The sequence below is a fragment of the Collinsella sp. TF06-26 genome (assembly GCF_002232035.1).
Lineage (GTDB): Bacteria > Actinomycetota > Coriobacteriia > Coriobacteriales > Coriobacteriaceae > Collinsella.
The window spans coordinates 1-25,729 of record NZ_NKXR01000013.1 but is presented as its reverse complement, the minus strand read 5'-3'; the positions used below and the strand labels follow the sequence as shown (position 1 = coordinate 25,729).

The following is a 25,729-nucleotide window of genomic DNA, read 5'->3' as shown; positions in this document are numbered from 1 at the left end:
TCGTACGCGAAAGGAAACATCATGGCTAAAGATTCCAGCTTCGACGTCGTGTCCGAGGTCAACATGCAAGAGGTCGACAACGCCTTCCAGCAAACCACGCGCGAGATTTCCCAGCGCTATGACCTGAAGGATTCCGGCGCCACGATCGAGCTTTCGAAGGGCGACAAGCTCTTTACGATCAACGCCCCGGCCGACTTTGTCTCCAAGCAGATTATCGACGTGCTGAGCTCCAAGCTCATCAAGCGCGGCATTGACCTCAAGGCTGTCTCGTGGGATGCTCCGCAGGCGGCATCGGGCGGCACCGTGCGCGTGCTCGGCCATATCGTCGAGGGCATCGACCAGGCGACCGCCAAGAAGATCAACAAGGACATCAAGGATCAAAAGCTCAAGGTCAAGGTGACCATCGAGGCCGACAAGCTTCGTGTTTCCTCCGCTTCGAAGGACGCGTTGCAGACCGTGATCCAGTTCCTGCGCGACCAGGACTACGGCCAGCCGCTGCAGTTCACCAACTACCGCTAATATCATTCGAAAGGACTGCTCTCCAACATGGATACACCGTTGGGCTCCGTGCTCTACATCACCCTCGGGTGCGCTAAGAACGAGGTTGACACCGACCGCATGCGTTCTCTTTTGACCGCCGCGGGCTACGAGGAGGCATTCGACCCACAGGATGCCGATATCGCCATCGTCAATACATGCTCGTTCCTCGCCTCCGCAACGTCCGAGAGCATCGAGACCACGCTCGAGCTCGCCAACGAGGTTCAGGACGGCGTTCGTTCTTGCCCCATCGTCATGTGCGGCTGTGTGCCGTCGCGCTATGGCGACGACCTGCCCGACGAGCTGCCCGAGGTCGCTGCCTTTGTGAAGGCCGACGAGGAGGATGGCATCGTGGCGGTCATCGATGGCGTGCTGGGCGTCGAGCGCGAGATTGCCGCCTATATTCCGCAGGTCAAGCGCACCGTCGAGGGCGCTGTCGCCTACGTCAAGATTTCCGATGGCTGCAACCGCTTCTGCAGCTTCTGCATGATTCCCTATATTCGCGGTCGCTACCATTCGCGCAATGCCGAGAGCATTATCTCCGAGGTGCGCGACCTGGTTGCCGGCGGTGTGCGCGAGATCGTGCTGATCGGCCAGGACACGGGTATTTGGGGCACCGACTTTGCTGACGAGGATGTCACCGAGGGCTCGCCGCGCAATCTGGCGCAGCTGCTGCGTGCCGTCGCCGAGGCCGTGCGCCCGCACAACGTCTGGGTCCGCGTGCTCTACCTGCAGCCCGAGGGCATGACCGACGAGCTTATCGATACGATTCGCGATACGCCCGAGGTGCTGCCCTATATCGATATCCCCGTGCAGCACTGCGACGCGCGCATCCTCAAGGCTATGCGCCGTTCTGGTTCGCGCCAGGAGCTCGAGGACCTGTTCCGCGATCTGCGTGAGCGCATCCCCGGCATCGTGATCCGTTCCACGGCCATGGTCGGCTTCCCGACCGAGACCGACGACGAGTTCCGCGACCTTATCGACTTTATGGACACCGTCGGCTTTGACTACACGAGCGTCTTTGCCTACTCGCAGGAGGAGGGCAGCCTGGCCGCCAAGATGGAGGGCCAGGTCGACGAAGAGGTCAAGCTCGAGCGCGCCCAGGAGGCCATAGACCTGGCCGAGTCGCTCGGTTTTGCTGCAACTGCCGCCCATGTGGGCGAGCGCGCCCAGGTGATCGTCGACGGTATCGAAGAGACCGAGGACGGCGCCGAACTGATCGGACATGCCTGGTTCCAGGCGCCTGATTCCGATGGCGCGGTGCATCTGGATGCCAGCGAGGCATCTGTGGGCGATATTCTGACGGTCGAGTTTACCGATAGCTTCTGCTATGAGCTTATCGGTCATGTTGTGGAGTAGGAGCGCGTTGTGGCTAACGAGAGCAATAAGGAACTGACGAGTGTCTGGACGCCCGCCAATATCGTGACGTGTGTGCGCATCGTCTTTATCCCGGTGTTCATGATCGTGTCGGCGCTGTCTCACATGAGCGTTGCCGGTACGGATTGGAGCACCTTCGACGGCCCGCTCGCCGCCGCAGCCTTCATCCTGTATGTCATCCTGTCGTGCACCGATAAAGTTGACGGCTATCTGGCGCGCTCGCGCAACGAGATTACCGACTTCGGTAAATTCTTGGACCCCATCGCCGACAAGCTACTCGTGTTCTCGGCCTTGCTGCTGTTCTTGGACTTTGGCGCTGTGTCGGTTTGGTCCGTGTTCATCATCTTGTTCCGCGAGCTGTTGGTAAGCGCCCTGCGCATGGTTGCGAGTGCCGCCGGCGTGGTCGTTGCCGCCGATAAGCTTGGCAAGTACAAGACGGCGACCACGATGGTCTCCATCTGCGGTTACCTGTGCGTCTTTGCGATGGCCGGCTTGCACCTTGGCCCGCTGGCGCTGACGCTCGGCATCTACTCGGTGTCGCGCTTCCTGTACGCCGTTGCCGTTGTCCTGACCGTTATCTCGGGCGCCCAGTACTTCTGGAACTGCCGCAAGATCGTCTTTTCGGTCTAGGTCCTGGTGGGTATGACGGACTCTTTTGAGCAGATTTCCGCACATAACGAGGAGCTGGCGCGCGATATTGTCGAGCGCGCGAGCGCTCGGGGCGTGACGGTTTCGACGGCTGAGTCGCTGACGGCTGGTATGATCGCCTCGTCGATTGCCGATATCCCGGGTGCCTCGGCGGTGCTGCGTGGCGGTGCGGTGACCTACTGCGATGAGATCAAGCATCGTGTTCTGGGTGTTGAGCAGGAGACGCTCGACCGCTATACCGCGGTGTCACATCAGACCGCGCGCGAGATGGCGGCGGGTTCGCTGGAGCTGTACCAGAGCGATATTGCCGTGAGCGCAACGGGTTATGCCGGCCCCGGCGGCGGCACTGAGGACGATCCGGCTGGCACTTTCTATATTGGCTGGGCGTATCGCGCGGCTGATGGGGAAGTGCCGGTCGTGGACTCTGTGCGCTGCCACTATGAGGGCGACCGTTCGTGTGTTCGTGCCCATGCGGTCGCGGAGGCATTGGGACGCATTGTCCTTGTGCTTAACTCTATGGAATAGACGTGTTTTAAGGGGCCTTCGGGCCCCTTAATTGTGGAGATAGGGACCCCTGACGAATTTAGCGTTTGCGCTGGTCATAGGTGTATTTTTGCCTTTCTTGTTCTTATTTGCCCCTTTGTGGTCAAGCATTTGGTCAGTGTTTGGTCGGCGTTTGGTTGGGTTTTGGAAAGACTGCCTGCATATGATTGGCCTGAACGGTTGACCACGAACAGCCGTTCGTTTATTATCGATGCAGGTTGTTAAGAGGAGGGCTATTCATGGCCAAGAATTCAGGTCCCGTACGTACCGTTCATGCTCGCACGACGGGTAAAGAGCGCGATGAGATGATCGCCACCACCAAGGCCGAGATCGAGAAGAAGTTCGGTCAAGGCTCCATCATGAGGTATGGTGACGGCGGCCCCGAGCTTGAGGTTGAGGCCATCCCCACGGGCGCTCTGGCACTCGATGCCGCTCTGGGTATCGGCGGTGTGCCGCGCGGCCGTATCGTCGAGATTTACGGTCCTGAGTCCTCCGGTAAGACGACGCTTTCGCTCGAGATCCTGGCCGAAGCCCAGGCAATGGGTGGCGTGGTGGCATTTATCGATGCCGAGCACGCGCTCGATCCCACGTATGCCGCGCGCATTGGCGTGGATATCGACGAGGTACTGATTTCCCAGCCTGATACGGGTGAGCAGGCGCTCGAGATTGTTGACATGCTCGTGCGTTCCGGCGCCATCGATGCCATCGTCGTCGACTCCGTCGCCGCGCTGACCCCGCGTGCCGAGATCGAGGGAGAGATCGGCGATACCACGGTCGGATTGCAAGCTCGTCTGATGAGTCAGGCGCTCCGCAAGCTCGCCGGCTCGCTGTCCAAGTCCAACACGACATGCATCTTCATTAACCAGCTGCGAGAGAAGATCGGCGTCATGTTCGGCAACCCCGAGACCACGACGGGCGGCCGCGCCCTTAAGTTCTTCTCTTCGGTGCGTATCGACATTCGCCGCATCGACAGCATTAAGCTTAAGGATGAAGTTATCGGTAACCGCGTGCGCGCCAAGGTCGTTAAGAACAAGGTGGCAGCTCCGTTCCGTTCTGCTGAGTTCGACATCATGTACGGTACGGGCATCTCTAAGGAGGGCTCGATTCTGGACATGGCTGTCGAGTGCGGCATTTGCAAGAAGATGGGCTCCTGGTTTGCCTATGGCGAGGACAAGCTCGGCAACGGTCGCGAGGCCGCCAAGGCGTTCCTGCGCGAACACCCTGATTGCGCCGACGAGATTGAGCATAAGGTCCGCCTTGCCTGCGGGCTTGAGTTTGACGACGATGCTCCATCCGAGGTCGAGCTGACCGATCAGCCTGCGCCTGAGGAGTTTGACGAGCTTTACGCCATCGATGGTTCCGCCATGCTCGATGATGACGACGAGTAGCGGCTACGCTCATGTCGTATACGGTGACCGAGGCCACGGTCGTCTTTCCCGATAAGAAGGCGGCCTCCTCGTTCTCGAGCGGGTATGCGTCCAAAAAGCCTTGCGCACATATCGATTGTGAGCTTGAGGGCGGTTTTGAGCGGTCCATTTGGATTCCCGTGCGGGTCGCGCGCCTGTATGTCAAAAACCGCCCCGATCTTCCCTGTGATTGGGACAACTTTCGTGAGGCGGTGCAGCTCGTCGAGCGTAAATGTGCACTTACCATGGTGACCGAGATGTTATCGCGCCGCGACCATGCGACGGGCGAGGTCCGTGACAAGCTGGCTCGCTACGGCTTTCACCAGACCGCGATCGATTTCGCCGTCGAGCGCGCCACCGAGTATCGCTTTTTAGACGAGAACCGCTTTTGCTCGTACTTTATCGAGGAGCGCAAGCGGCGCGGTTGGGGACAGCGCAAAATCGAGACCGAGCTCAAGCGCCGTCATGTCGTGCTCGATGACATTCCCGGTTATCCCGAGGATTATTTTGCCGTCGAAGACGATTTGGCGCGTGCGTCAGCCCTGCTCGCCAAGCGGCGTGTTCCAGAGACGCGCGGATTCGAAAAACTGGTTCGGTTTTTGATGGGCAAGGGCTTCTCGTATCATATCGCCGCCGATGCCGTTAAGGCACGTCTCGATGCCGAACGCGAGGAATGTGCGGTTTAGGCGTATGCGTTTTGTGGCCCTGCCGCTCACCGTGTTTTAGCCGCCGTGTTGGGGGCATTTATTTGACAGTTGTTGTGGTTCAACGTACGATAAACAGCGTCATTTGCTTTGTGATATGTGCTCATCTGTGATGAGTTTGTTTATATGTTTATCTGTATCCGACCCGCATAAGCTGCGCCCATATTACTCAAATGTCGCGAGCCGTTCGTAAGGACGGTTCGCTTTGTTGTGTAACGAATCCATAAAAAGGAGTGAGCATGCCTATCATCGCAGCGCTCGTTGGCATCGTTTTGGGTGCCATCGCCGCCATTGCCTACATGCGCACCGCCAAGCAGGGTAGTCTTCACGAGGCCGACGAAAAAATCCAGTCGGCACACGCACAGGCTGAGTCCCTGATCGGTGATGCTAAGCGTCAGGCCGAGACCCTCAAAAAAGAGGCTCTGCTCGAGGCTAAAGAGGAGATCATCAAGAACAAGCAGGCCGCCGAGGCCGAGGACAAGCAGCGTAAGAACGAGATTCGTACGCTCGAGAACCGCGTGATGCAGCGCGAGGAATCCCTTGATCGCCGCAACGACGCTCTCGACAAGCGCGAGCATCAGCTGTCCAGCCAGGCCGGTCAGGTCGAGAAGCGCTCCCGTGAGCTCGAGGAGCTCTGTGCAAAGCAGACTTCCGAGCTCGAGCGTATCGCCGACCTTACCCGCGAGGACGCCCACAAGGAGCTCCTCGATAAGGTTCGCGGCGAGGTCACCCACGAGGCCGCCACGATCATTCGCGAGTCCGAGCAGCAGGTTCGCGCCGAGTGCCACAAGACCGCCCAGGAGATTCTGTCTCTGGCGATTCAGCGCTGCGCTGCCGACCACACTGCCGAGGTCACCGTTACCTCCGTGCACATTCCCTCTGATGACCTCAAGGGCCGTATCATCGGTCGCGAGGGTCGCAACATCCGGACCTTCGAGCAGGTTTCCGGCGTCAACCTCGTGATCGATGACACGCCCGAGACAGTCGTTCTTTCGAGCTTCGACCCGGTCCGTCGTGAGACCGCCCGTGTCGCCCTCGAGAACCTCATCGCCGACGGCCGCATTCACCCTGCCCGTATCGAGGAGATGTATCACAAGGCCGCCGACCTGGTTCAGCAGCGCGTGCGCGAGGCTGGCGAGCAGGCTGCCTTCGATACCGGCATCCACGATCTGCACCCCGAGATCGTCAAGACCCTTGGTGCCCTGCGCTACCGTACCTCGTTTGGTCAGAACGTGCTTCAGCATTCCCTCGAGGTCTCTGATCTGTGCGGCGTGATGGCTTCCGAGCTTGGCCTGGACGTTGTGACCGCCAAGCGCGCCGGCCTGCTTCATGACCTGGGCAAGGCAATCGACCACGACGTCGAGGGCCCGCATGCCGTCATCGGCGCCGAGCTTGCCCGCCGTTATGGCGAGAAGCCCGTTATCGTCCACGCTATTGAGGCTCACCATGCCGATGTCGACCCCAACACGGTACTCGATGTCCTGGTGCAGGCCGCTGATGCTGTCTCTGCCTCTCGCCCCGGTGCCCGTCGCGAGTCTGCCGAGAACTACATCAAGCGTCTTGAGAAGCTCGAGGAGATCGCCAACTCCCATGACGGCGTCGAACGTACCTATGCCATGCAGGCCGGTCGCGAGGTCCACGTCATGGTCCAGCCGGACAAGATTTCCGATGCCCAGTCCACGGTTCTGGCTCACGATATCGCCCATCAGATCGAGGAAGAGATGGAGTATCCCGGTCAGGTGCGCGTCGTCGTGATTCGCGAGAGCCGCGCTGTCGATATCGCTAAATAACATGAGCGACGCGAACGAGCTCATCTCATTTATCGCGTCGATGTCGGGGGAGGGCAACCTTCGTGTCGAGGAGAACCTTGGCGAGGGGTATGTCCGCCTCCGCGTTTCGGAGGCCGAGCGGCGCCAGGCTAAGCACGACATCCAGCATGTCGAGGACATCGTCATCGAAATGCTCCGTAATGCTCGCGATGCCGGCGCCGACAAGGTCTATCTCGCCACGACCAAGGAAGATGGCGTCCGCACGCTTGTCTTTCTGGATAACGGTTCTGGCGTTCCGCAGGATATGCAAGAGCGAATCTTTGATGCCCGCGTTACCTCCAAGCTCGAGAGCATGAAGATGGACCGTTGGGGCGTTCACGGTCGTGGCATGGCATTGTTTTCGATTAAGCAGAACACCGACGAGGCCCGTATGGTCACGTCCGGCGTCGATCTTGGTTCAGCCTTCAAGGTAAGCGTTGCGGCCGACCGCCTCAGTGAGCGTGCCGATCAGTCCAGCTGGCCCCAGGCCGTCAAGGATGAGGACGGACGTTATGTCTGCGCTCGCGGTCCACATAATATTATTCGCGCTGCTTGTGAGTTTGCGCTCGAGGAGTTGCGTGGTTGCGATGTCTATCTCGGTTCTCCGTCTGAGATTGCCGCGACCCTTTATGCTCAAGCGTCAAGTCGGCTCGATACGTCTCGTCTCCTGTTCATTGATGACGAGAGCGAGCTTCCGGTTGTCGATCGTTTAGGCCTTGCTTCTGATGCCGAGGACTTTATCCGTATTTGTTCGGGTTTGGGTCTTGAGATGTCCGAGCGCACGGCCCATCGCATTTTGGCAGGGCAGATTAAGCCCGTTCGCGGTGTGACCGCGCGTCTGCTGCGCGAGCGTGATTCGTCCTCGCATGCGCCGGCTCCTGTCGATCTCGCGAAGGATCGTCGCGGGCTACGTATTGCCAAGGATGACATGGCACAGTTTTCGCGTGCTGTGGAGCGCGACTTTAATGACCTTGCCGCCCGGTACTATCTCAACCTTTGCGGCGACCCAAAGATCCGTGTTTCGCGTGATCGAATCACCGTGACCTTTGATCTTGCCAAAGAGGAATAGTGCCTTTACCGAGTCCACTCGGTACGATACAGTTATTGCAGTTAAAACGTACTTTTAAATGCAGGAGTTTCTTCATGGATTGCCTGAAGGTATCAAGCAAATCATCGCCAGCGTCCGTTGCCGGCGCCATCGCCGGCATGGTCAAGGATGGTGTACCCGTCAACATCCAGTGTGTCGGCGCCGGTGCCGTCAACCAGGCCATTAAGGCCGTTGCTATCGCGCGCGGTTTTTTGATTCCAACCGGTTTTGATATTTCCTGCGCGCCCGTGTTCTCCGACATCCTCATTAACGGGGAGTCGCGCACGGCCATCCGCCTTTCTATCTACGTTCACCAGATCAATCGAGCTGCTATGGATAACGTCGTCATGGATGATGTTAAGCCTGTGGCATAGCTTCTGCTTGCCTTGTTTCGCTCCCCATCGTTAGGACTTATGCACATGGACCAGCGTTCCGTACGCGATATTCTTGCCGGTAAAACCTACTTTATCCGCACCTTTGGCTGCCAGATGAATCAGCACGACTCCGAGCGTGTGAGCGGTTTGCTTGATTCGTATGGCTGCCTCATGGCGCTCGATCCCGCGCATGCCGATATCGTTGTCTTCATGACTTGCTGCGTGCGCGAGGCCGCCGATACTCGCCTGTACGGTCAGTGCAATTCCTGCAAAAGCCTGCCGCCTTCGCCTTCGGGCAAGCGCGTGGTTGCCGTTGGCGGTTGCATCGCGCAGCGCGATGGCGAGGGCCTGCTCACCAACGTCGATAACGTCAATGTCATCTTTGGCACGCATTCCATTGCACATGTGGCCGAGCTCATTGCCGAGGCGTTCCTTGATGGTAAGCGTCATATCCGCACCAATGAGCATGAGGATACGGATGCCATGAGCATGCCGTGGCATCGCGAGACTCAGTATCACGCCTGGGTGCCCATCATGACGGGCTGCAATAATTTCTGCACCTATTGCATCGTGCCGTACGTGCGCGGTCGCGAAAAGAGCCGCCCCTTCGAGGAGATTGTCGACGAGGTGACCGGTTTGGTGCGCCAGGGCGTGCGTGAGATTACGCTGCTGGGCCAAAACGTTAACTCATATGGTCGCGATCTGTTTGGCAAGCCGCGTTTTGCCGATCTGCTGCGTGCCGTGGGTGATACGGGCGTGGAGCGCATCTTCTTTACGTCTTCGCATCCTAAGGACCTGCTGCCCGAGACCATCGACGCCATGGCCGAGACACCTGCCGTAATGCCGCAACTGCACCTGGCCGTCCAGTCAGGTTCGACGCGGATCCTCAAAGAGATGAATCGCCGTTATACACGCGAGGACTATCTGGGCCTGGTTGATCGCATTCGCAACCGCATGCCCGATATCGCGCTCTCGACCGACATTATCGTTGGCTTCCCGGGCGAGACTGAAGAAGACTTTGAGCAGACGCTCTCGCTTGCCGAGACGGTCCGCTACGCTCAGGCCTATACCTTCATCTATTCCAAGCGTGCCGGTACCCCGGCCGCCGAGATTGACGATCCTACGCCGCATGAGGTTATTCTCGAGCGTTTCAACCGCCTGGTTAAGGTTATCGAGACCACGGCACACGAGTATAACCAGGGTGAGCTTCATACTGTGGTTCCCGCGCTCATTGAGGGAACGAGTAAAAAGAACGATGCGGTCCTGCTGGGCAAGAGTCCCAAGAATCAGACCGTGCATGCGCCTATCCCCGAGGGTTACAGCATCGATCAGCTTGTTGGCAAGATCGTTGATGTTGACGTTGACGTTGCCAAGACCTGGTATTTGTCCGGTTCCGTTGTGGGCGAGCCGCGCTAATGGTTTCTCCCGGGGCAGGTCTTTCCGCCGTTGCGATCGTCGGTCCGACGGCGGTTGGTAAGAGTGATGTTGCCGACCGTTTGGCAGCTCGTCTTTCGTCCGAAGTGCTGTCGTGCGATGCGATGCAAATCTATCGCGGCATGGACATCGGTACCGCAAAGATGGCGCCCGATGAGTGCACGGTGCCGCTGCGTCTCGTCGACATTGTAGAGCCGGGTGTGGCATATTCTGCTGCGCTTTATCAGGCCGACGCTCGCGCGCATGTTGAACGTCTCCTTGGTTCGGGTTGCCTGCCGGTTTTTTGCGGAGGTACGGGGCTGTATCTCAAGGCCGCCCTCGATGAGATGGACTTTCCCTCGGGTGAACTTGAGGACGATCGTCGTGCGGGCTATCAGGAGCTTGCCGAGCGTATTGGCGAGGAAGAACTGCATGCCTTGCTTGCCGAGCGCGATCCAGAATCGGCTGCTGTTATTCATCCCCATAACGTGCGCCGTGTGATTCGCGCGCTCGAAATGCACGATGATGGCGTTTCCTATGCGCAGCAAAAATCGCAGTTTAGTTTTCCGCGCGAGCATTATCATGCGTTATGGTTTGGCCTGACGCGAAATCGCGAGGTGCTCTATGAACGCATTAACCTACGCGTCAATCTGATGTTTGAGCAGGGTCTTGTTGATGAGGTCCGCGGTCTTATGGACCAGGGGCTGGGAGATGCCCTGACGTCGATACAGGCAATTGGTTATAAAGAGATCATCGATGCTTTCAATGGCATGATGAGCATGGATGAGGCCCGCGAACTCATTAAGATGCGTTCGCGTCGTTATGCCAAGCGTCAGCTTTCGTGGTTTAAGCGCGATGACCGTATCGTGTGGTTTGATATGGATGAATGTACGATCGATGAGGTCGTTGAGGATATCCTGCATCGTATTGAGGCTGCCTAATGGCCCGTTTCCCCCTTGTTCCCACGGCACCCGAGCCCGAGCGTGCCATTTTAGTTGGTGTTGAGTGGCGCGACAATGCATGGCCGCTCGATCGCTCGCTTGATGAGCTGGAGCGTCTTGCCCACACAGCTGGTGCCCAGTGCGTGGCACGCTTGTCGCAGCGTTTGGTAAAGCCGTATCCAAAATCGTTTATCGGTTCCGGTAAGGTTGAAGAGCTGTGCGGCCTGGTGCATCGCATGGATGCCGATGTCGTTATTTTTGACGACGACCTGACCCCCTCGCAGCAATCCTATTTGGAGAAAGCCGTGGGCGAGCCGGTAAAGATTATCGATCGTACAGCACTGATCCTGGATATCTTTGGCCTGCATGCTCAGACGCGTGAGGGACGCCTGCAGGTACAGCTGGCACAGCTTCAATATTTGTTGCCTCGCCTGCGTGGCATGTGGAGCCATCTCGCCAAGGAGCAGACGCGCGGCGGCATCGGCTCACGTTTTGGTCAGGGCGAAAGTCAGCTCGAGGTCGACCGTCGCCTCATTCGTAATAAGATCGCTGCGCTTCGTCGTGAGCTCAAGCAGGTTGAACAGCGTCGCGATGTTCAATCCAAGAACCGCATTGAGTCACCGGCGTTTCGCGTCGCGTTAGCCGGTTATACCAATGCCGGTAAATCGACGTTGCTCAATCGTCTGACCGGCTCTACGGTACTTTCGCAGGACAAGCTGTTTGCTACGCTCGACCCTACGACGCGTTCGTATCGCCTGCCCGGCGGTCGCGGCATGACGATTACCGATACCGTCGGCTTTATTCAAAAGCTGCCGCATGGTCTGGTCGATGCCTTTAAATCGACGCTTTCCGAGGTGTTGGGTGCCGATCTAATTCTCAAAGTCGTAGATGCGTCTGACGAGGACTATGAGCGGCAGCTGGAGGCTGTCGACCGCGTGCTTGATGAGATCGGCGCCGGAGAGCGTTTAACGCTGACCGTATTCAATAAAATCGATCTTCTCGATAGCGTTGATCGATTGAGTTTCCGTCGTCGCTATCCGGAAGCCGTTCTGTTCTCGGCCCAAACGGGCGAGGGGCTCGACGATCTCGTCGATCGCATTGCTCGCGAGGCAGCTGCCACCGATGTGTTGCTCTCCGCTGATATCCCGTATCGCGAGGGCGCTCTCATCACGCTGGTGCATGAGCAGGGAGCCCTTCTGCATGAGGAATATCTCGAGGACGGCGTTCGCATTGTGGCGAAACTGCCGGCTCGTATTGCACCGCGGCTCGAGCGCTATCGTACGGAATAAACGATTTCTAGCACGCCTAGAATGACTGGCTGATGGAGCAGGTAGAACGGTAAGGCATGCCGACCCAGGACTGCGAGCGCCGGGATAGGATTGGCGTATGCCCATGCTGGCGCTTCGAGACTTGATGCTTGTGCTGCCTGGGCAGCAAAAAAGCCGGTAAGGTACATAAAGACAAACGGTATGAGCGGATAGTAATCTCCCGAAACAAAACCCGGGCCTGGGAATCCAAGCCATGCCAGGTAGGGGAGTGGGTAGACCGCCTTTGGAATGCCCCAGGTTAGGGCAAAAAGAACAAGGCACGCTGCGATGCCCCATGAGCCCGGTAATTTTTGGAGTAACGGACGGGTGAACGCAACCACCGCGGTGCACACCGCCATGCAATAAATGATGCCAAAGTTCACTGAATCGTCGACCGATACGAGCGTTGTTGCGATCCAGACGACCAAAGCTGCGGCAGCGTACTTAGCCGCTCGTTTGGCATTGTTGCGTGAGAGCGTGCACATCCAACCCGCGATAAACAAAAATACCCAGCTGATGCTGGCGCGCCAGACGTCTTGAAAGACAGTCTGGGTAAACCAAGGCATATCCCAGCCGTACAGGTAGGCGAGATCATAGCAAGCGTGAAAACCTGCCATAGAAATCATCGTAAACCCGCGGACGGTATCAAAGATGGTTATGCGTTTTTGCATTACGAGAACCGGCGCATCAAGCCGACGACTTTGCCCAGGATAACGGGATTCGTTGCATAGATAGGTTCCATGGTGTCGTTCTCGGGCTGCAAGCGCACACGCCCCTGCTCCTTGTAGAACGTCTTGACGGTCGCCGAACCATCAATCATGGCCACGACAATTTCGCCGTTCATGGCACTCTTTTGTTCACGGACGATGATGTAATCGCCATTGAAGATGCCGACATTGATCATTGAGCTCCCATGCACCTCAAGGATAAAGGAACCCTGATCAGTGGCGATTTCGGTCGGGATAGTAAACGTGTCTTCGATATTCTGCTCTGCCAGAATGGGAATCCCAGCCGCGACGCGACCAACGAGCGGTAGCGAGACCGTTCCGCGAGGTGCGGTGGGCTCGTCAGATTTGGAAATTGAGACAGAGGAACCATCCTCGTTAAAGAGTTCCAGGGCGCGCGGTTTGGTGGCATCGCGCTTGAGTAGCCCGCGCGCCTCCAGGGCAGAGAGATGGGCGTGCACGGTGCTGGGGGAGGAAAGGCCCACGGCAGAAGCCATCTCGCGCACGCTGGGCGGATAACCCTTCTCCTGCTGATATTCCTTGATGAAGTCGTAAATTTGCTGCTGACGCTTGGTAATTTTGCGAGCCATCAGGGCATCCTCTCTACCCATGTCAAACAAATGTTCGAATTTTGCTTGACAGGAACAACTGTTCGAAGATAATAATAACCGAACATTCGTTCTCGCGCTAGACATTTTTGTCCGCGCGGCTTGATAAAACTGTTCTCAGCAAAACACGCGAGAGGAGAACATGATGAACGTAACGAATATGGTCCAGGGAAACCTCGCCCTTAAGCTCGAGACGCCTGCAGAACCCACTTTTACGGTTGTTCAGGGTGGCCGCTCCGGCTTTCAGCCTTTGACCGTAAAGCCTGCGCTCAATCAGCAGGCTGTAGTCGCGCCGGCCCGCGTTGCCCTGAAGGTTCCGACGATTGTCGCCGTCGCCGTTGCGCTTACGCTCTTCTTTGTCCTCGCTATGTCGGTCTTTAGCGCTCGTCACGCCGCGTATGCCGAGTCCGTTTCCAACATTACCTACGAGACCATTCGCGTTCAGTCTGGCGATTCTCTTTGGTCGCTTGCCGAAGAATATCCAATCGAAGGCCTTTCCACGCAAGAGACTTCCGACATGATCCGTAGCGTCAATCATCTGGAGCATGGTTCGCTCGCCGCCGGTGCGCATCTTAAGGTTCCTGATCGTTCGTAATCATTATCGCGCTGCGCATGGTACCCTTGTTATCGTTTAAGAGGAGGTACCATGCGCTGTCCCAAATGCGGCAAGGCACATACCCGCGTCGTTGATTCCCGTATGCAGGAGTCAAATAACACCATTAAGCGCCGTCGCGAATGTTGCTCGTGTAACTACCGCTTTACAACGTTTGAGCGATGCGAGGACCCTATCGAGGTCATTAAGTCAGATGGAACTAAGCAGCGGTTCGATCGCAATAAGCTTCTTGTCGGCTTGATGCGCGCCACCATCAAGCGCGATATCGACACTAAGAAGCTCAATGAGATTATCGATGACATCGAGGTCGAGCTTCGCTCTCGCACGCTGACGGCCGTCACGTCCCATGAGTTGGGTGACATGGTGCTCAAGCGCTTGGCCAAGATCGACAAGGTTGCGTACATCCGTTTTGCCTCGGTCTACCGCGATTTCAAAGACGTCGATGAATTTCTGCAAGAGCTCGACAAGCTAAGGTGATTCCATGTCCAACATTACCGTCAACATAAAGCGTCTCGACCCCACCGTCGAGCTTCCCAAATACGCCCATCCCACCGATGCCGGCTTGGATTTGCGCTCCAACGAGGACTGCGTCCTGAAGCCCTTCGAACGCCGTCTGGTCTCTACGGGGCTAGCCATCGCCCTGCCCGATGGCTACGCCGGCTTCGTTCAGCCCCGCAGCGGCTTGGCCATCAAGCAGGGCCTGTCTATAGTCAACACGCCGGGGCTCATCGACGCCCACTACCGAGGAGAACTCAAGGTTATCCTCATTAACCTAGACCCCACGAACAACATCCAAATCAACAAAGGCGACCGCATAGCCCAACTCGTCATCCAAGAAGTCCCCACGGTCAACCTCATAGAAGTAGAAGAACTAGACGAAACCGACCGAGGCAAAGGAGGCTTCGGCTCCAGCGGCATCGCCTAGGGCGCTCGTATCCCTCCCGCCCGGGGCTTACCTATATCATTCCATGCTCAAACATTCTCGCGTCGCTTCGCTCGCTGCGAAACTGCGCGTGGAACGATATAGGTAAGCCCCGGGCGGGCGGCTACTCGCTTGAAACAATATTTACTTTTCTAGTAAGTCGATGCGATAAAGGGACGCCTCCTTTGTCGCATCGACTTACTGTATTTATATTTTCTGGTTCCCCTTTGCAGATTCTACTGGAGGGGAATCTGGTATAGCTGCTAGTACGTAAACGCAGCTTACCCGCGGGAGGCCCCTATATATCGTCCCACGCGCAGTTTCGCAGCGAAGCGAGAATGTTTGAGCATGGGATGATATATAGGGGCCTCCCGCGGGTAAGCGGACATAAAGACGCTAGCGGATATGCGCGGGTTTTCCGCCCCAGTAGAAGCGGCAGAAGGCTCTTTTGCGCTTTTGGGGTTTGCCTACGAGCTCCATGGTTGTGATGGCTATGTCTTCGGCTGCGTGGGGGCGGCGTAGTACTTCGCCGTTGATGAGCAGTGCCTTGAGCGACTCAGGATGATCGTGGAGATGACGCAACGTCACGATGAGCTCTCGTGCGGTGGTGACATGCATGCTGGCGCCCATGCCGGTGAGCATGGTGGTGTTGGCCTTTTCCTGGCCATAGGACTTGCCCAGCAGGATCATCGGCAGGTGTGCGCACAGGCATTCGGTGACGGTGAGTCCGCCCGATTTGAGAATTGCCAGGTCGCAGCCGTGCATAAGCGCTGCCATATCATCGACATAGTCCAGAACCGTGACGTTTTCGAGCTTCATGGCGTCGAAGAGCGTTTTGAGGCGGGTGGCATATTCGGTGTCTTTGCCCGGCAAAAAGACAAAGTGCATGTCTTCGAAGCTGCGTAGGAAGGGGAGGGTGCGGTCCATCTCCGCGCGAAAGCGAACGTACGGTTGAGGCAAGCTGGCACCGGCCATTACCAGCACGACGGTCTTCTCGGTGGGGAGGTTGAACTTAGCTAGCTCTTCCTCGCGATCGTAATCCGTGTCGAATCCGGCGCGAATAGGAATGCCGGTAATGCGAATCTTTGTCTCGAGCACCTTGCGCGGACGCAGCGTTTCGGCCATAAATTCGTTGGCAACACAGAATAAATCGGTGTCCTTGTGGGGCCACCATCCCTCGACTTCGTAGTCGGTCGGTACGCAGATGACCGGATAATCGATACCCGTAATTACGCGGGCGCCCACGGCAACATTGGCTGCTGTGATGTGCGTTGCAACCACGGCTATGGGCCTGCGGCTACGAATATATTCGTTGAAGGCGGGGAACATAATTCGCGACCATGCCGTTCCGCCACCCCAGAGAAGATGCCCCGTAAGCGTATATCGCCAGGTCAGGTCGTAAATGGGGCGCGTGGCTCCCGTAAAAGAAGCCGCGGTCTTATTGCCGTCGAATTTAATACGTCCAAAATCAAGGATATCGAGCACTTCAATCTCAATATCCTCGGGGATGCCATTGGTGCCGCGGATGAGGTCGAATGCCTGCGCAATCGCATTTGCGGCGGCCTTGTGGCCCGAGCCAACGGAGGCGTGCACGATGGTCACGAGAGGTTTTTGCTGAGCCAGGAGTGTGGTTTGCTCCGATTGGGGAGTGCTGTGCGTGAGCAGGGGAGCGTCGTCACTCGTCTGCGCCTGGTCCATCGATAACTCCCCTTCAGCTTTGTAATACGGATTTATCATTGTAGTGCATGAGTGTCACGTTCACGTAAATTTGGGTATGAGCGCAAAGAACGACAACGTTTCGACGAAAGGACGCTTCATGACTACCGATAAGCCGATCGATGTTGCGATTATCGGTGGCGGCCCCGCGGGCTATGCTGCCGCCATTTATGCTGCGCGTGCCAACCTGACGACGACCGTGATTGAGCAGGGCATGTCGGGAGGGCAGATCGCCACAACCAATGAGGTCGAGAACTATCCGGGTTTCCCGCTCCTGAGTGGCGCCGAACTCGGCGAGCGTTTTCAGCAGCATGCAGAGGGCCTGGGAGCACAGGTTACATGGAGCATGGTTACGGGTATCGATTACGATGCTGATGCAGCGTTGTTTACGGTGCATCACGATATGGGCGATACGCTGGCCTCGAGCGTTATCGCTTGCATGGGTGCCACGCCGCGTCCGGCAGGTTTCGCAGGCGAGGATACGTATCGCGGTCGTGGCGTTTCATATTGCGCAACATGTGACGGCATGTTTTTCCGCGGCAAGCAGGTTTTTGTAATCGGTGGTGGCAATTCGGCATGCGAAGAGGCGCTGTTCCTGTCCGACATTGCCAGCAGTGTGACCATCGTGCTGCGCCGCGACCAGTTCCGTGCGCCCGATGGTGTTGTTCAGAAAGTACTCGCAAAGGACAATATTACAGTTAGGTACCAAACTAGTATTGTGGAGCTATCGGGCGAAGCCATGCCAACGACGATTACCTTTAAGGACAATGCATCTGGGGAAACTCATGCCGAGTCATTTGAGCCCGGCTCGTTTGGCATCTTTGTCTTTACGGGGACGCAGCCACATACCGAGCTTGTTGAGCATCTAGTCGACCTGGCGCCTGATGGCGGCATTCTGACTGATGAATCCATGGCGACCCGCACGCCAGGTCTATTTGCCGCTGGCGATATCCGTTCCAAACGTTTACGCCAGGTTGTGACCGCTGTTTCGGACGGAGCCATAGCGGCAACGAGCGCATACGCGTTTCTCCGTGGATAAGTACGATAATATATCTTATGTAAGGTTGTTATCAATTTACTTAATGGCGGGACGAAGCATCAGTGCACTGTCCCGCCAATTTTCTTGGCGGCTATGTGGTATGCAAAACTAGATAACCTAGAATACAATATAGAAAACGAACGGAGGCCTCTTATGAACCACGCTAAATACGTTATTCCGATGTCCGATTCGTCGGTCAGCATTAAGCCCGAGGATATTCAGCCCACGGTGCTACCCGATGCATTCATTCAGTCCGATATCGTGCGTAAACTCAATACGTTGAGTCTGCCGCGCTATAACCAGTTGCCCAATTTGACGCTCTACCGCGACCAGGTCATTGAGTATGTTGCGCTGTGGATGGAGCCGCTGTCCATTTGCGTTGAGCACCCTGTCATTACGCCATCGATGATCAATAACTACGTGAAGGTCGGCCTGGTGCCTGCTCCGGTCAAAAAGCAATATGGCCGCGAGCAGATTGCCCGCCTGATCGCTATCTGCCTCTTTAAGCAGGTGTTACCTATTGCTGCGGTGCAGGCACTCTTTAACATTCAGCGTTTGAGCTACGATGCCCCGACGGCCTTCGATTATGTGGTCGATCAGCTCGAGGCATCGATTCGTTCGGCGTTTTCCGTCGAGCAGACGCCGGTTCCCGATACGGCGCATCAGGTAACGCGTGAGTCGCTGCTTGTGCGCAGTGCGGTTTCATCCTTCGTTTCGAAGGCGTACCTGATGAGCTATCTAAAGTTTAATGGGTTTAATAGCTAGCCGACGTATAAAACGGGCGGAGCAAAGGGTCATCTGTCACTTTGTCCCGCCCGTATTTTTGCTTGGTTGGACTTTATTGGCCCGAAGCCACGCCCATGCCGTAGCCGATAATGAGCCCATGCATTTCGGCATAGTATGAATCTAGCCCGTTACAGGGCATGATGATAGTCTTGGAGCCTGACCAGCGCTCCACAATGCGGCTGGCAAGTGCCTGGGCGCCTGTCTCATTTTCCACATGGTCGATGACGACCTCGCCGCCCGTAAAACCTTCGGCTTCCATGGTGTCGATGATCTTGTTGAGCATCTTCTTTTCGCCACGCGTGTGCCCGACGAGCTCGATTTTACCGGCCTCGCTCGCCGTGCCCAAAATGCGAATATTGAGCTTGTTGGCAATGACGCCGGCTGCCTTAGGGATACGTCCGGCTTTGGCGAGGTTCTCGTAATTACACAGGCTAAAGAGGATCTTGCTGTTTTGCTCGAGGCTATCGAAGTATGCGCAAGCGTCCTCGAATGAGACATCCGGATTGCTTGCAAGATAGCGGTCGAACAGCAAGAAAATGAGGTCCATTTTGCCGCCAGCTGCGCGCGAATTGACTAGATGAATCTGCCGGTCGGGCTCCTCGGCAAGAACCATATCGCGAGCCGTGGCTGCCGCGTTGTAGCTGCCCGACACGCCCTCAGAGATCGGCATGCAGATGGTCTTGTCTGCCAATTTGAAGAGCTCGGCCCACTCCCCTACGCTGGGACAAGCGCTCGAAGAAGCGTTCGTCTCCGCCTGAACAGCGCAGTTGAGCTCATGTACATCGAGCGAAAGGTCATCGACGAATTCACGCTCCCCCACTCGAATTTTGAGGGGCGCAAATGCAAATGTGGTATGGGGCGCGGTCGGTTGCCAATCGCGGAGGTTACAGCTTGAATCGGAGATAAGTGCCCAGCTCATAGAGGGTCCTTTCTAATTGTTCCTCAACAATTATAGCCATCTTGCAAACCGAATGTACGGCTATCTAGTTTTGAATACTAGATAGCCGTACAAGATTAGAGACAAAAGAATAGACCTCGCGACTTTAAGCCACGAGGTCCACATTCACACGCTGTGTAAGATGACTTAGTAGCGCACGAAGATATAGTTGTTGTTCATGCCGGCGGCAACGGAGCTGATGATAACACCTGTGTTGTAGTCGGAAGCATGAATCATCTGACCACCACCGATGTAAATGCCGGTGTGGTACGAGTTGACCACAACGTCACCGGGCTGCGGATCGGACACACGCGTCCAGCCCATAAAGGTACCCGTGGTGCCGAGGCGGCAATAGCGACCCGTGAGGCAATAGCTAACAAAACCAGAGCAGTCGAAGCTGTTCGGTCCAATTCCGCCCCAGGAATAGGCGCAACCAAGCTTGCTGTATGCACGCGAGACAACAGAACCGCCATCGACGGACTGGCTCGGAGCAGAAGGCGTCGGAGCCGGAGCGGGCGTGGAGGGCTGCGGCGTCGGAGCAGGTGCCGGCGTAGGAGCCGGAGTGTTGCCGCCCTGGTTGTTGTTATTGCTGGTCTGGCCACCGTTGTTGGTGTTCTCGGTTGTACCGGCAGTCTCGTTGCTCACCGTGGCCTTCTCGGCAGTGCTGGCGTTGATGCCGGCCTGCAGCGCGGCGTTGGCCTCGGCCTCGGCGGCAAGCTCGGCCTGCAGCTGAGAATCCAGGGAGTTCACGACGCTCTGCGCCTCTGCCTGCTGGGCGTTGAGCTCGTCGACCTTTTTCTGCGTGTCGGCGACGTTCTTCTCCTGCTCGGCCTGCTTATCGGTGAGCTGCTGCTTAAGCTCCTTGACCTCTTGAATGGTCTGAGCTTGCTTATCGGAAACTTTGCCGTAGTAGAACAGACGGTTGAGCATATCGCTCAGATCATCGACACCCGTCAAAACCTGAAGCAGGCTCAGACCGCCGGTTTTGTACTCGCCGGCGACATAGGTCGAGAGCTTGGCCTGACCATCGGCGATCTCCTGCTGCTTTTGCGTGATCTCGCCGGCAGTCTGATCGAGCGCCTGCGTCTGCGTGGCAAGCTCATCGTAAATCTGCTGGGTTTGGGTGCCGATCTGCTCGAGTTTCGTACGAGCAGCGGCAAGGTCGGATGCGGTATCGGCGTAGGCAGGAGCCGCGAGGCCCAAGCCCAAAACACAAGCGAGGGTTGCCGTAGCAGCGCAGCGTGCCATGTTTTTGTGCGTGTTTGCTGTGCGCATGTAGCTTCCTTTCCAGTAACTAAGGGTAACGGCTAGTCTACCGTCACCAGGCTAAAGAGCTCCACATCGTCATCAGACGGCGTGAGCTTCTCGCGCGGGTTGAGAAACGCAAGCTCAAGTATACAACCGTAACCGATAAGCTTTGCGCCCATATCTCGCACCAGTTTACCTGTTGCCTCGACGGTTCCGCCCGTCGCGACCAAGTCGTCCAGAATCAACACGGTATCTTTAGAGCTGATAGCGTCGGCATGGATCTCAATTGAATCGGTGCCGTACTCGAGCTCGTAGCTCTGGCTTACGGTCTCGCGCGGCAGCTTGCCCGGTTTACGTGCGGGAACAAAGCCGGCGCCAAGGGCTACAGCCACCGGTACGCCAACCATAAAGCCGCGAGCCTCGGGACCCACGACCTTGGTGATTCCCATGCCGGCAAAGTGCTCGGCGAGGGTATCGGTCATGGCTTTGAGCGCCTCGGGATTGCCAAAGAGCGGCGTGATGTCTTTAAAGATGACTCCGGGCTCGGGATAGTCGGGGATGTCGACGATTTGAGATTCGAAGTCGTACATTGCATGACCTTTCAATGGGTTGCCGAAATATCAGCAGCGGTTATTTGCCCGCGGTGACGGTGCCGGATTGCGAAGGGGCGACGACCTTGAGCGGCTTTACGAGAGAATCCTCGTGCGAAGCCGGCGCGGCAGTTTCTTCGTTTTTGGCCTTGGTGGACTCGGAGCGAGCGATTTCCTCATCGAGTGCATCAATGTCGGCGTCCTCGACCACGGCGTTGAGCGACTCAAAAACGCGGTTCTTGAGCAGCGCAGTGTGCACACCCTCGGTCAGGTCGTGAAGCTTCTTAAACGCACGCTCGAGCTTGGCGTCGCGCTCGTCATCGGAGGTATCCATTCCGAGCATGCTCACGAGCACCTGCTCAAACATCGAGGACTCGCGGTTGGCGGAAGACACGTACTGACGCAGGTTGCGGGGCTCGATATGGAAGCGTGACAGCTCGGAGCAGTAGCGGATGATTGGAAAATCGCGACCATCGACGAGCTCACGATTCTGCGGACTCTTGATGATGCGAATGAGGTCGTTCTCGGCGAGCGAGCGGATAAACGAAATCTCGACGCCCAGCATATCGGGAATGGTCTCAATGGGATGCAGCTTTTGCTTAGTCTCCTTGGGCTCCGTCTTGAGCGGAACATCGGACAGCAAGCCCACCTCGTAAGCGAGCGTTGACAGGTCCGTGGCGTTTTCCAAGCGCTGCTTAATCACGTTGAGCGGCATGTAGCGGGTCTTCTGCAAATGCAGGATGACCTCCAGGCGATCAACGTCCTCCTTAGAGTACTGACGGTATCCCTTAGGCGTACGATGAGGGGTAATGAGCCCCTCATCTTCTAGAAATCTAATTTTTGAGTTCGAAAGATCGGGGTATGCGCCTCGAAGTAGGTTGACGACTTGGCCGATACTCAGATAGTTGCGTTCGGCCATGCCCTACTCACCGGTTTCGATGCGCTCCGGCGTGCTCTCGTGGTAGATGAGCGTAAACGTACCGATCTGGACGGAAGAACCGTCGTGCAGCGGGGCTGCATTGACGATGGCACCGTCGACCCAGGTGCCATTGAGCGAGCCCAGATCCTCGATGCGAGCGCCGAGGCCCTCGCGGATAATGCGCGCGTGGCTGCGCGATACGGTCATGTCATTGAGGAAGATGCCGTTCGCAGGATCGCGGCCGATGGTGGTCACGTCGTCCTCGAGCTCAAAGGCGGCACCAGTCTGCGGACCCTTGACGATGGACAGAACGGGGGCGGTGATGCGCACGTTGGCCATGAGGTCGGGAACGGTGACGTCGCTTGAAGGCACGCGGAATACGCAGGTAGCGTCAGCAGTCTTATCATTCTGAGGCATATTGTTAACCATGTTGTCCATGACAACCCCTAACTTATCGCGGACGTGCCGCAAATAATGAACCGTACGTAATCATACCCCAACGAATCAGTCTTCGATTTCAGGGTTCAGAAAGTCGATGTCCTCGTCCTCGGGATGCGCGAGAGCCTGTTTAATGGCCACTCCGCCCTTAATGGAATAGATGACAGCCGTGAGCATGGAGAAGATCACGCCGCCGTACACAAAGAAGATGCCGAGGGGCACCGAGCTTCCGTTGAGGCCCGGGAAGGCCGTAAGGGTTGAAGGTAAAAGATGCAGGCCGTCAATAACGGGGAACCCGAGCAGCATGAGCGAGAAGCCGGTCATGAGCAGTGCAGTGGCAATCTTTCCGGGAAAGACGACATCGATGGGGCGACGGTGATAATGACGAACGATAAGCGTGCCGATGCCCAGATAGATGTCGCGGCCAATAATGAGCACGCAGACCCAGATGGGCAGCTCTCCGCGGACCACCAGCCCAAGTACGCCGGTGAACAGCAGCGCACGGTCGCAGATGGGATCCATGACCTTGCCGAGCCACGAGACCGTCTTGGTCATGCGGGCGATCTGACCGTCCATCCAGTCGGTAGAGGCGGCAACGGCGTAGATAACGATGGCGATGACGCGGTTGTTATCCGTCACAAACAGGTACAGAAATACCAGGGTGAGGATCAGGCGCGTAAAGGTGATGAAATTGGAGATCGTAAAGATCTTATTCGACGGGTAATCGGAAGTGCCGATAAGCTCCTTTTTGATCTTCTTTTTGATGCCCACAGGACTCCCCCGCTGGTTAACGACAAAACTTTCGCTACTATACCCGTTCCGGCGATGTCTATCCAGCGCAAGCATAGAGAGTCCAGACATGAGGAAGGCGCTTTTGGGCGGCGGTGGATTTCACATTCGTGTACATCAGCCTCCAAACATGCCGAAAAATGTCGGTTTTGGAGGGTGATGTACACGTTTTGATTCGGTGATTACATCGATCGGGAAAGTTGTTGCCTTAAGCAAATTAATCATGATGTGCGGGTCGAGAAGGGTTGGCGCCAAAAGAACCCAACGGCCGTTATGGCTTCGTTAGAAACGCGCCCCACCATGGATGGTGAACCCGAAAGGTAAGGCGCGCGGGCACGGTGACTCGGCCCGCGCTCCCGGAAGAGAAAGGATAAACCCATGGGTTACATGCTCGAGACGCGTGGGCTCACCAAGCGCTTCGGCCGCGGCGACCAGGCGCAGGACGCCGTGGCCGATGTGAGCCTTCATATCCGCGAGGGCGAGGTGTACGGGCTGCTCGGTCCCAACGGCGCCGGCAAGTCGACAACGCTCAAGATGATCTGCGGGATGCTGCGGCCGACGGCCGGGGAGATCCTCTTTGCCGGGCACGCCTGGCGCCGCGAGGACCTCTACGCAATCGGCAGCCTCATCGAGGAGGCGCCGCTCTACCCCAACCTCACCGCGCGCGAGAACCTGCGCGTGCGCACCACGCTGCTGGGCCTTCCCGAGAGCCGCATAGATGAGGTGCTCGCCGCCGTGGACCTCGCGGACACCGGGAAGAAGCGCGCCGGGCGCTTCTCGATGGGCATGCGGCAGCGCCTGGGGCTCGCACTGGCGCTGATCGCCCGGCCACGCCTGCTCGTGCTCGACGAGCCCACCAACGGCCTCGACCCCATCGGCATCGAGGAGCTGCGCGACCAGATCCGCGGCTTCGCGGCGGCGGGTACGACGGTGATCGTCTCGAGCCACATCCTCTCAGAGGTGCAGCAGATGGCGGACACCATCGGCATCATCTGCGGGGGGCGCCTCGCCTACGAGGATGCGCTTCGTCCCGGGCAGGACCTTGAGGAACTCTTCATGAGCTTCTGCCGGGAAGGGCGACGAGCGCGCGGGGAGGTGGCGGCATGACGGGCGAGAAAGGCGGCCTGCTCGCGGGCCTGCGCGCCGAGGCCCTGAAGTCGCGCCACGCGGCACCGGTTCGCCTGGCCGTGCTCATGGCGCTGCCGATGCCGCTGCTCGGCGCGATGCCCTACCGGGGCGTGCAGATCTTTAGCGCGTGGAACTACTGGTACGCGCTCTTCCTGCCCGTGTCTCTATCGCTTGTGGTGGCGTGCGTCGCGCGGGCGGACGCTCGCACGCGGATGCGGGGGCTTTTGGGCCTGGGCTTCCCGCTCGGGCGCGCCTGGTGGGCCAAGGCGCTCTGGTGCCTCGCTCTTTGCACGCTCTCGAACCTCGTGGTCTTCGGCATCTACCTCGCGGGATCGGCGTTCTCCTCGCAGGGTCTCACGGCCGCGGGCACGCTCACGATGCTCCTCTGCGCGCTCGCCAACACGGTGACCGCGGCGTGGATGATCCCCGCAGGGCTCTTCCTCACGGCGCGGCTCGGCATGCTCGCGGGCATCTTCTGCCCGCTCGCCGCGCAACTCGTAGGTGGGTTCGCCTGGTCGCTGGTGCCGCTGCCGCAGCTCTTTCCGCCGTCGGCGAGCATGGTCATCCCCACGAGCTTCATTCCCGTGCTGCCGAGCGGCGAGCCACTCGCGGCGGACATGGCGCTCGGCGGGGCGCTCGCGGCGGAAGGCATGCTCACGCTGGCGGGCCTTGCAGTCAGCGCGCTCGCGTTCGCCGCGCTCACGGCGGCGGGCGCGGCCTGGTTCGCGCACTCCGAGGAGAGGTGATGGCCATGACACGACTCTCCGACCCGACGCCGCGCATGACTCTCTCGCGGGCCCTGCTCTCCGAGGCCCTGCGCCTGGCGCGCTCCCCGCTCACGGCGGTGCACCTTGTCTGCGGCCTGGCAGCCGGTCTTGCCTGCGGCGAGTACTTCTCCGTAACCCGATGGGACCCGGCGCTGGGCGCGGACGCCTACGCCCAGTTCCTCGGCGCCCTCATGCCGCTCATGTCCGCCATCGTCTGCGGGCTCGCCGTGGACGAGGAGCGCGCTGCCGGGCGCCTCGCCAACCTCACGGCGGTCCCCTCGCGCGGGCGCGCCGTCGCGGCGAAGTTGCTCGCCCTTGCGGCGCTCGGCGCGGGCGCGCTGGCCGTGGCGCTCGGCGTG

The 25,729-nt window shown here is 57.9% G+C and carries 28 protein-coding genes and 1 pseudogene; 20 read left to right on the top strand and 9 right to left on the bottom strand.

Features of this window, described 5'->3' with window-relative positions; all coding sequences use genetic code 11:
* Positions 1–21 precede the first annotated feature (21 nt).
* The 12 genes from CHY22_RS07865 to hflX all read left to right on the top strand — a co-directional run bounded on the left by CHY22_RS07865 (position 22) and on the right by hflX (position 12,127).
* Positions 22–519: a YajQ family cyclic di-GMP-binding protein gene (locus CHY22_RS07865; protein ID WP_022094699.1), complete on the top strand. Its 498-nt coding sequence runs from the start codon at positions 22–24 to the stop codon at positions 517–519.
* Positions 520–546: 27 nt separating this feature from the next.
* A complete protein-coding gene (gene rimO / locus CHY22_RS07860; protein ID WP_089573379.1) occupies positions 547–1,896 on the top strand; it encodes a 30S ribosomal protein S12 methylthiotransferase RimO in 1,350 nt (449 codons plus the stop codon).
* Positions 1,897–1,905: 9 nt separating this feature from the next.
* Positions 1,906–2,544, top strand: coding sequence for a CDP-diacylglycerol--glycerol-3-phosphate 3-phosphatidyltransferase (gene pgsA / locus CHY22_RS07855; RefSeq protein ID WP_089573378.1), 639 nt, complete (start codon positions 1,906–1,908; stop codon positions 2,542–2,544).
* 12 nt (positions 2,545–2,556) lie between these two features.
* On the top strand, positions 2,557–3,087 hold the full coding sequence (locus CHY22_RS07850) for a CinA family protein (protein ID WP_089573377.1): 531 nt from the start codon (positions 2,557–2,559) through the stop codon (positions 3,085–3,087).
* 257 nt (positions 3,088–3,344) lie between these two features.
* Entirely contained in the window at positions 3,345–4,493 is a 1,149-nt protein-coding gene (gene recA, locus CHY22_RS07845; protein WP_022094695.1) for a recombinase RecA, read from the top strand.
* An 11-nt stretch (positions 4,494–4,504) separates the two neighbouring features.
* Positions 4,505–5,197 carry a regulatory protein RecX gene (locus tag CHY22_RS07840; protein ID WP_089573376.1) on the top strand — a complete coding sequence of 231 codons (693 nt, stop codon included), beginning with the start codon at positions 4,505–4,507 and terminating at the stop codon, positions 5,195–5,197.
* A 257-nt stretch (positions 5,198–5,454) separates the two neighbouring features.
* Positions 5,455–7,005, top strand: coding sequence for a ribonuclease Y (gene rny / locus CHY22_RS07835; RefSeq protein ID WP_089573375.1), 1,551 nt, complete (start codon positions 5,455–5,457; stop codon positions 7,003–7,005).
* Between the two features lies 1 nt (position 7,006).
* The gene (locus CHY22_RS07830; RefSeq protein ID WP_089573374.1) at positions 7,007–8,092 is read left to right on the top strand and encodes an ATP-binding protein; all 1,086 of its coding nucleotides are present in this window, start codon (positions 7,007–7,009) and stop codon (positions 8,090–8,092) included.
* A 74-nt stretch (positions 8,093–8,166) separates the two neighbouring features.
* Positions 8,167–8,484: a stage V sporulation protein S gene (locus tag CHY22_RS07825; RefSeq protein WP_006235982.1), complete on the top strand. Its 318-nt coding sequence runs from the start codon at positions 8,167–8,169 to the stop codon at positions 8,482–8,484.
* 45 nt (positions 8,485–8,529) lie between these two features.
* On the top strand, positions 8,530–9,900 hold the full coding sequence (gene miaB, locus CHY22_RS07820) for a tRNA (N6-isopentenyl adenosine(37)-C2)-methylthiotransferase MiaB (protein ID WP_022094691.1): 1,371 nt from the start codon (positions 8,530–8,532) through the stop codon (positions 9,898–9,900).
* The gene (miaA, locus tag CHY22_RS07815; RefSeq protein WP_089573373.1) at positions 9,900–10,838 is read left to right on the top strand and encodes a tRNA (adenosine(37)-N6)-dimethylallyltransferase MiaA; all 939 of its coding nucleotides are present in this window, start codon (positions 9,900–9,902) and stop codon (positions 10,836–10,838) included. The genes miaB and miaA overlap by 1 nt, the downstream gene beginning before the upstream one ends.
* Entirely contained in the window at positions 10,838–12,127 is a 1,290-nt protein-coding gene (gene hflX / locus CHY22_RS07810; protein WP_089573372.1) for a GTPase HflX, read from the top strand. The genes miaA and hflX overlap by 1 nt, the downstream gene beginning before the upstream one ends.
* On the opposite strand, the gene CHY22_RS07805 is transcribed toward hflX, so the two are convergent.
* Positions 12,112–12,816 (bottom strand): heparan-alpha-glucosaminide N-acetyltransferase, encoded by a 705-nt coding sequence (locus CHY22_RS07805; protein WP_089573371.1) that lies wholly within the window; start codon positions 12,814–12,816, stop codon positions 12,112–12,114. The two genes, hflX and CHY22_RS07805, sit on opposite strands and share 16 nt — an antisense overlap.
* On the bottom strand, positions 12,816–13,460 hold the full coding sequence (gene lexA, locus CHY22_RS07800; RefSeq protein WP_040359862.1) for a transcriptional repressor LexA: 645 nt from the start codon (positions 13,458–13,460) through the stop codon (positions 12,816–12,818). Before lexA ends, CHY22_RS07805 begins: the two co-directional genes overlap by 1 nt.
* Positions 13,461–13,623: 163 nt before the next feature.
* Here lexA and CHY22_RS07795 point away from each other — a divergent pair, with 163 nt between their 5' ends.
* Genes CHY22_RS07795 through dut form a run of 3 tightly spaced genes read left to right on the top strand, consistent with a single transcriptional unit; the run spans position 13,624 to position 15,016 of the window.
* Positions 13,624–14,073, top strand: a complete 450-nt coding sequence (locus CHY22_RS07795) for a LysM peptidoglycan-binding domain-containing protein (protein WP_158551190.1) — start codon at positions 13,624–13,626, stop codon at positions 14,071–14,073.
* A gap of 51 nt (positions 14,074–14,124) precedes the next feature.
* Entirely contained in the window at positions 14,125–14,568 is a 444-nt protein-coding gene (nrdR, locus tag CHY22_RS07790) for a transcriptional regulator NrdR (protein ID WP_022093781.1), read from the top strand.
* A 4-nt stretch (positions 14,569–14,572) separates the two neighbouring features.
* Positions 14,573–15,016 (top strand): dUTP diphosphatase, encoded by a 444-nt coding sequence (gene dut, locus CHY22_RS07785; RefSeq protein ID WP_089573369.1) that lies wholly within the window; start codon positions 14,573–14,575, stop codon positions 15,014–15,016.
* A gap of 393 nt (positions 15,017–15,409) precedes the next feature.
* Here the strand turns inward: dut and CHY22_RS07780 are convergent, their stop codons facing one another.
* Positions 15,410–16,711, bottom strand: coding sequence for a glycosyltransferase (locus CHY22_RS07780; RefSeq protein WP_089573368.1), 1,302 nt, complete (start codon positions 16,709–16,711; stop codon positions 15,410–15,412).
* A 118-nt stretch (positions 16,712–16,829) separates the two neighbouring features.
* On the opposite strand from CHY22_RS07780, the gene CHY22_RS07775 reads away from it, so the two are divergent.
* Entirely contained in the window at positions 16,830–17,768 is a 939-nt protein-coding gene (locus tag CHY22_RS07775; protein ID WP_089573367.1) for an FAD-dependent oxidoreductase, read from the top strand.
* A gap of 153 nt (positions 17,769–17,921) precedes the next feature.
* Positions 17,922–18,533: a DUF1836 domain-containing protein gene (locus CHY22_RS07770; protein WP_199408766.1), complete on the top strand. Its 612-nt coding sequence runs from the start codon at positions 17,922–17,924 to the stop codon at positions 18,531–18,533.
* 73 nt (positions 18,534–18,606) lie between these two features.
* Here CHY22_RS07770 and CHY22_RS07765 read toward each other — a convergent pair whose 3' ends face one another.
* The 6 genes from CHY22_RS07765 to CHY22_RS07740 all read right to left on the bottom strand — a co-directional run bounded on the left by CHY22_RS07765 (position 18,607) and on the right by CHY22_RS07740 (position 23,457).
* A complete protein-coding gene (locus tag CHY22_RS07765; RefSeq protein ID WP_089573366.1) occupies positions 18,607–19,473 on the bottom strand; it encodes a DegV family protein in 867 nt (288 codons plus the stop codon).
* Positions 19,474–19,638: 165 nt separating this feature from the next.
* Positions 19,639–20,766 carry an NlpC/P60 family protein gene (locus tag CHY22_RS07760; protein WP_199408767.1) on the bottom strand — a complete coding sequence of 376 codons (1,128 nt, stop codon included), beginning with the start codon at positions 20,764–20,766 and terminating at the stop codon, positions 19,639–19,641.
* 32 nt (positions 20,767–20,798) lie between these two features.
* Positions 20,799–21,329 (bottom strand): adenine phosphoribosyltransferase, encoded by a 531-nt coding sequence (locus CHY22_RS07755; RefSeq protein ID WP_089573365.1) that lies wholly within the window; start codon positions 21,327–21,329, stop codon positions 20,799–20,801.
* 40 nt (positions 21,330–21,369) lie between these two features.
* Positions 21,370–22,248 carry a MerR family transcriptional regulator gene (locus CHY22_RS07750; protein WP_055250118.1) on the bottom strand — a complete coding sequence of 293 codons (879 nt, stop codon included), beginning with the start codon at positions 22,246–22,248 and terminating at the stop codon, positions 21,370–21,372.
* Positions 22,249–22,251: 3 nt separating this feature from the next.
* Complete coding sequence (locus tag CHY22_RS07745; RefSeq protein WP_006236002.1) at positions 22,252–22,686, bottom strand: FHA domain-containing protein; 435 nt, start codon at positions 22,684–22,686, stop codon at positions 22,252–22,254.
* A gap of 66 nt (positions 22,687–22,752) precedes the next feature.
* Positions 22,753–23,457 (bottom strand): CDP-alcohol phosphatidyltransferase family protein, encoded by a 705-nt coding sequence (locus CHY22_RS07740; protein WP_089573364.1) that lies wholly within the window; start codon positions 23,455–23,457, stop codon positions 22,753–22,755.
* Positions 23,458–23,853: 396 nt separating this feature from the next.
* On the opposite strand from CHY22_RS07740, the gene CHY22_RS07735 reads away from it, so the two are divergent.
* From CHY22_RS07735 to CHY22_RS07725, 3 genes and pseudogenes are all read left to right on the top strand, one after another.
* The gene (locus tag CHY22_RS07735) at positions 23,854–24,582 is read left to right on the top strand and encodes a lantibiotic protection ABC transporter ATP-binding protein (RefSeq protein WP_055250122.1); all 729 of its coding nucleotides are present in this window, start codon (positions 23,854–23,856) and stop codon (positions 24,580–24,582) included.
* Positions 24,579–25,349, top strand: a complete 771-nt coding sequence (locus CHY22_RS07730) for a hypothetical protein (RefSeq protein WP_089573363.1) — start codon at positions 24,579–24,581, stop codon at positions 25,347–25,349. The genes CHY22_RS07735 and CHY22_RS07730 overlap by 4 nt, the downstream gene beginning before the upstream one ends.
* 35 nt (positions 25,350–25,384) lie before the next feature.
* A pseudogene (locus CHY22_RS07725) lies at positions 25,385–25,729 on the top strand (lantibiotic ABC transporter permease); the annotation flags it as partial.

What these genes read in the sequence shown, in the direction of transcription:
- CHY22_RS07865 (WP_022094699.1), top strand. Translation starts at nt 22, where the DNA reads ATGGCTAAAGATTCCAGCTTCGACGTCGTGTCCGAGGTCAACATGCAA.
- rimO (WP_089573379.1), top strand. Translation starts at nt 547, where the DNA reads ATGGATACACCGTTGGGCTCCGTGCTCTACATCACCCTCGGGTGCGCT.
- CHY22_RS07850 (WP_089573377.1), top strand. Translation starts at nt 2,557, where the DNA reads ATGACGGACTCTTTTGAGCAGATTTCCGCACATAACGAGGAGCTGGCG.
- recA (WP_022094695.1), top strand. Translation starts at nt 3,345, where the DNA reads ATGGCCAAGAATTCAGGTCCCGTACGTACCGTTCATGCTCGCACGACG.
- CHY22_RS07840 (WP_089573376.1), top strand. Translation starts at nt 4,505, where the DNA reads ATGTCGTATACGGTGACCGAGGCCACGGTCGTCTTTCCCGATAAGAAG.
- rny (WP_089573375.1), top strand. Translation starts at nt 5,455, where the DNA reads ATGCCTATCATCGCAGCGCTCGTTGGCATCGTTTTGGGTGCCATCGCC.
- CHY22_RS07830 (WP_089573374.1), top strand. Translation starts at nt 7,007, where the DNA reads ATGAGCGACGCGAACGAGCTCATCTCATTTATCGCGTCGATGTCGGGG.
- CHY22_RS07825 (WP_006235982.1), top strand. Translation starts at nt 8,167, where the DNA reads ATGGATTGCCTGAAGGTATCAAGCAAATCATCGCCAGCGTCCGTTGCC.
- miaB (WP_022094691.1), top strand. Translation starts at nt 8,530, where the DNA reads ATGGACCAGCGTTCCGTACGCGATATTCTTGCCGGTAAAACCTACTTT.
- miaA (WP_089573373.1), top strand. Translation starts at nt 9,900, where the DNA reads ATGGTTTCTCCCGGGGCAGGTCTTTCCGCCGTTGCGATCGTCGGTCCG.
- hflX (WP_089573372.1), top strand. Translation starts at nt 10,838, where the DNA reads ATGGCCCGTTTCCCCCTTGTTCCCACGGCACCCGAGCCCGAGCGTGCC.
- CHY22_RS07805 (WP_089573371.1), bottom strand. Translation starts at nt 12,816, where the DNA reads ATGCAAAAACGCATAACCATCTTTGATACCGTCCGCGGGTTTACGATG.
- lexA (WP_040359862.1), bottom strand. Translation starts at nt 13,460, where the DNA reads ATGGCTCGCAAAATTACCAAGCGTCAGCAGCAAATTTACGACTTCATC.
- CHY22_RS07795 (WP_158551190.1), top strand. Translation starts at nt 13,624, where the DNA reads ATGAACGTAACGAATATGGTCCAGGGAAACCTCGCCCTTAAGCTCGAG.
- nrdR (WP_022093781.1), top strand. Translation starts at nt 14,125, where the DNA reads ATGCGCTGTCCCAAATGCGGCAAGGCACATACCCGCGTCGTTGATTCC.
- dut (WP_089573369.1), top strand. Translation starts at nt 14,573, where the DNA reads ATGTCCAACATTACCGTCAACATAAAGCGTCTCGACCCCACCGTCGAG.
- CHY22_RS07780 (WP_089573368.1), bottom strand. Translation starts at nt 16,711, where the DNA reads ATGGACCAGGCGCAGACGAGTGACGACGCTCCCCTGCTCACGCACAGC.
- CHY22_RS07775 (WP_089573367.1), top strand. Translation starts at nt 16,830, where the DNA reads ATGACTACCGATAAGCCGATCGATGTTGCGATTATCGGTGGCGGCCCC.
- CHY22_RS07770 (WP_199408766.1), top strand. Translation starts at nt 17,922, where the DNA reads ATGAACCACGCTAAATACGTTATTCCGATGTCCGATTCGTCGGTCAGC.
- CHY22_RS07765 (WP_089573366.1), bottom strand. Translation starts at nt 19,473, where the DNA reads ATGAGCTGGGCACTTATCTCCGATTCAAGCTGTAACCTCCGCGATTGG.
- CHY22_RS07760 (WP_199408767.1), bottom strand. Translation starts at nt 20,766, where the DNA reads ATGCGCACAGCAAACACGCACAAAAACATGGCACGCTGCGCTGCTACG.
- CHY22_RS07755 (WP_089573365.1), bottom strand. Translation starts at nt 21,329, where the DNA reads ATGTACGACTTCGAATCTCAAATCGTCGACATCCCCGACTATCCCGAG.
- CHY22_RS07750 (WP_055250118.1), bottom strand. Translation starts at nt 22,248, where the DNA reads ATGGCCGAACGCAACTATCTGAGTATCGGCCAAGTCGTCAACCTACTT.
- CHY22_RS07745 (WP_006236002.1), bottom strand. Translation starts at nt 22,686, where the DNA reads ATGGACAACATGGTTAACAATATGCCTCAGAATGATAAGACTGCTGAC.
- CHY22_RS07735 (WP_055250122.1), top strand. Translation starts at nt 23,854, where the DNA reads ATGGGTTACATGCTCGAGACGCGTGGGCTCACCAAGCGCTTCGGCCGC.
- CHY22_RS07730 (WP_089573363.1), top strand. Translation starts at nt 24,579, where the DNA reads ATGACGGGCGAGAAAGGCGGCCTGCTCGCGGGCCTGCGCGCCGAGGCC.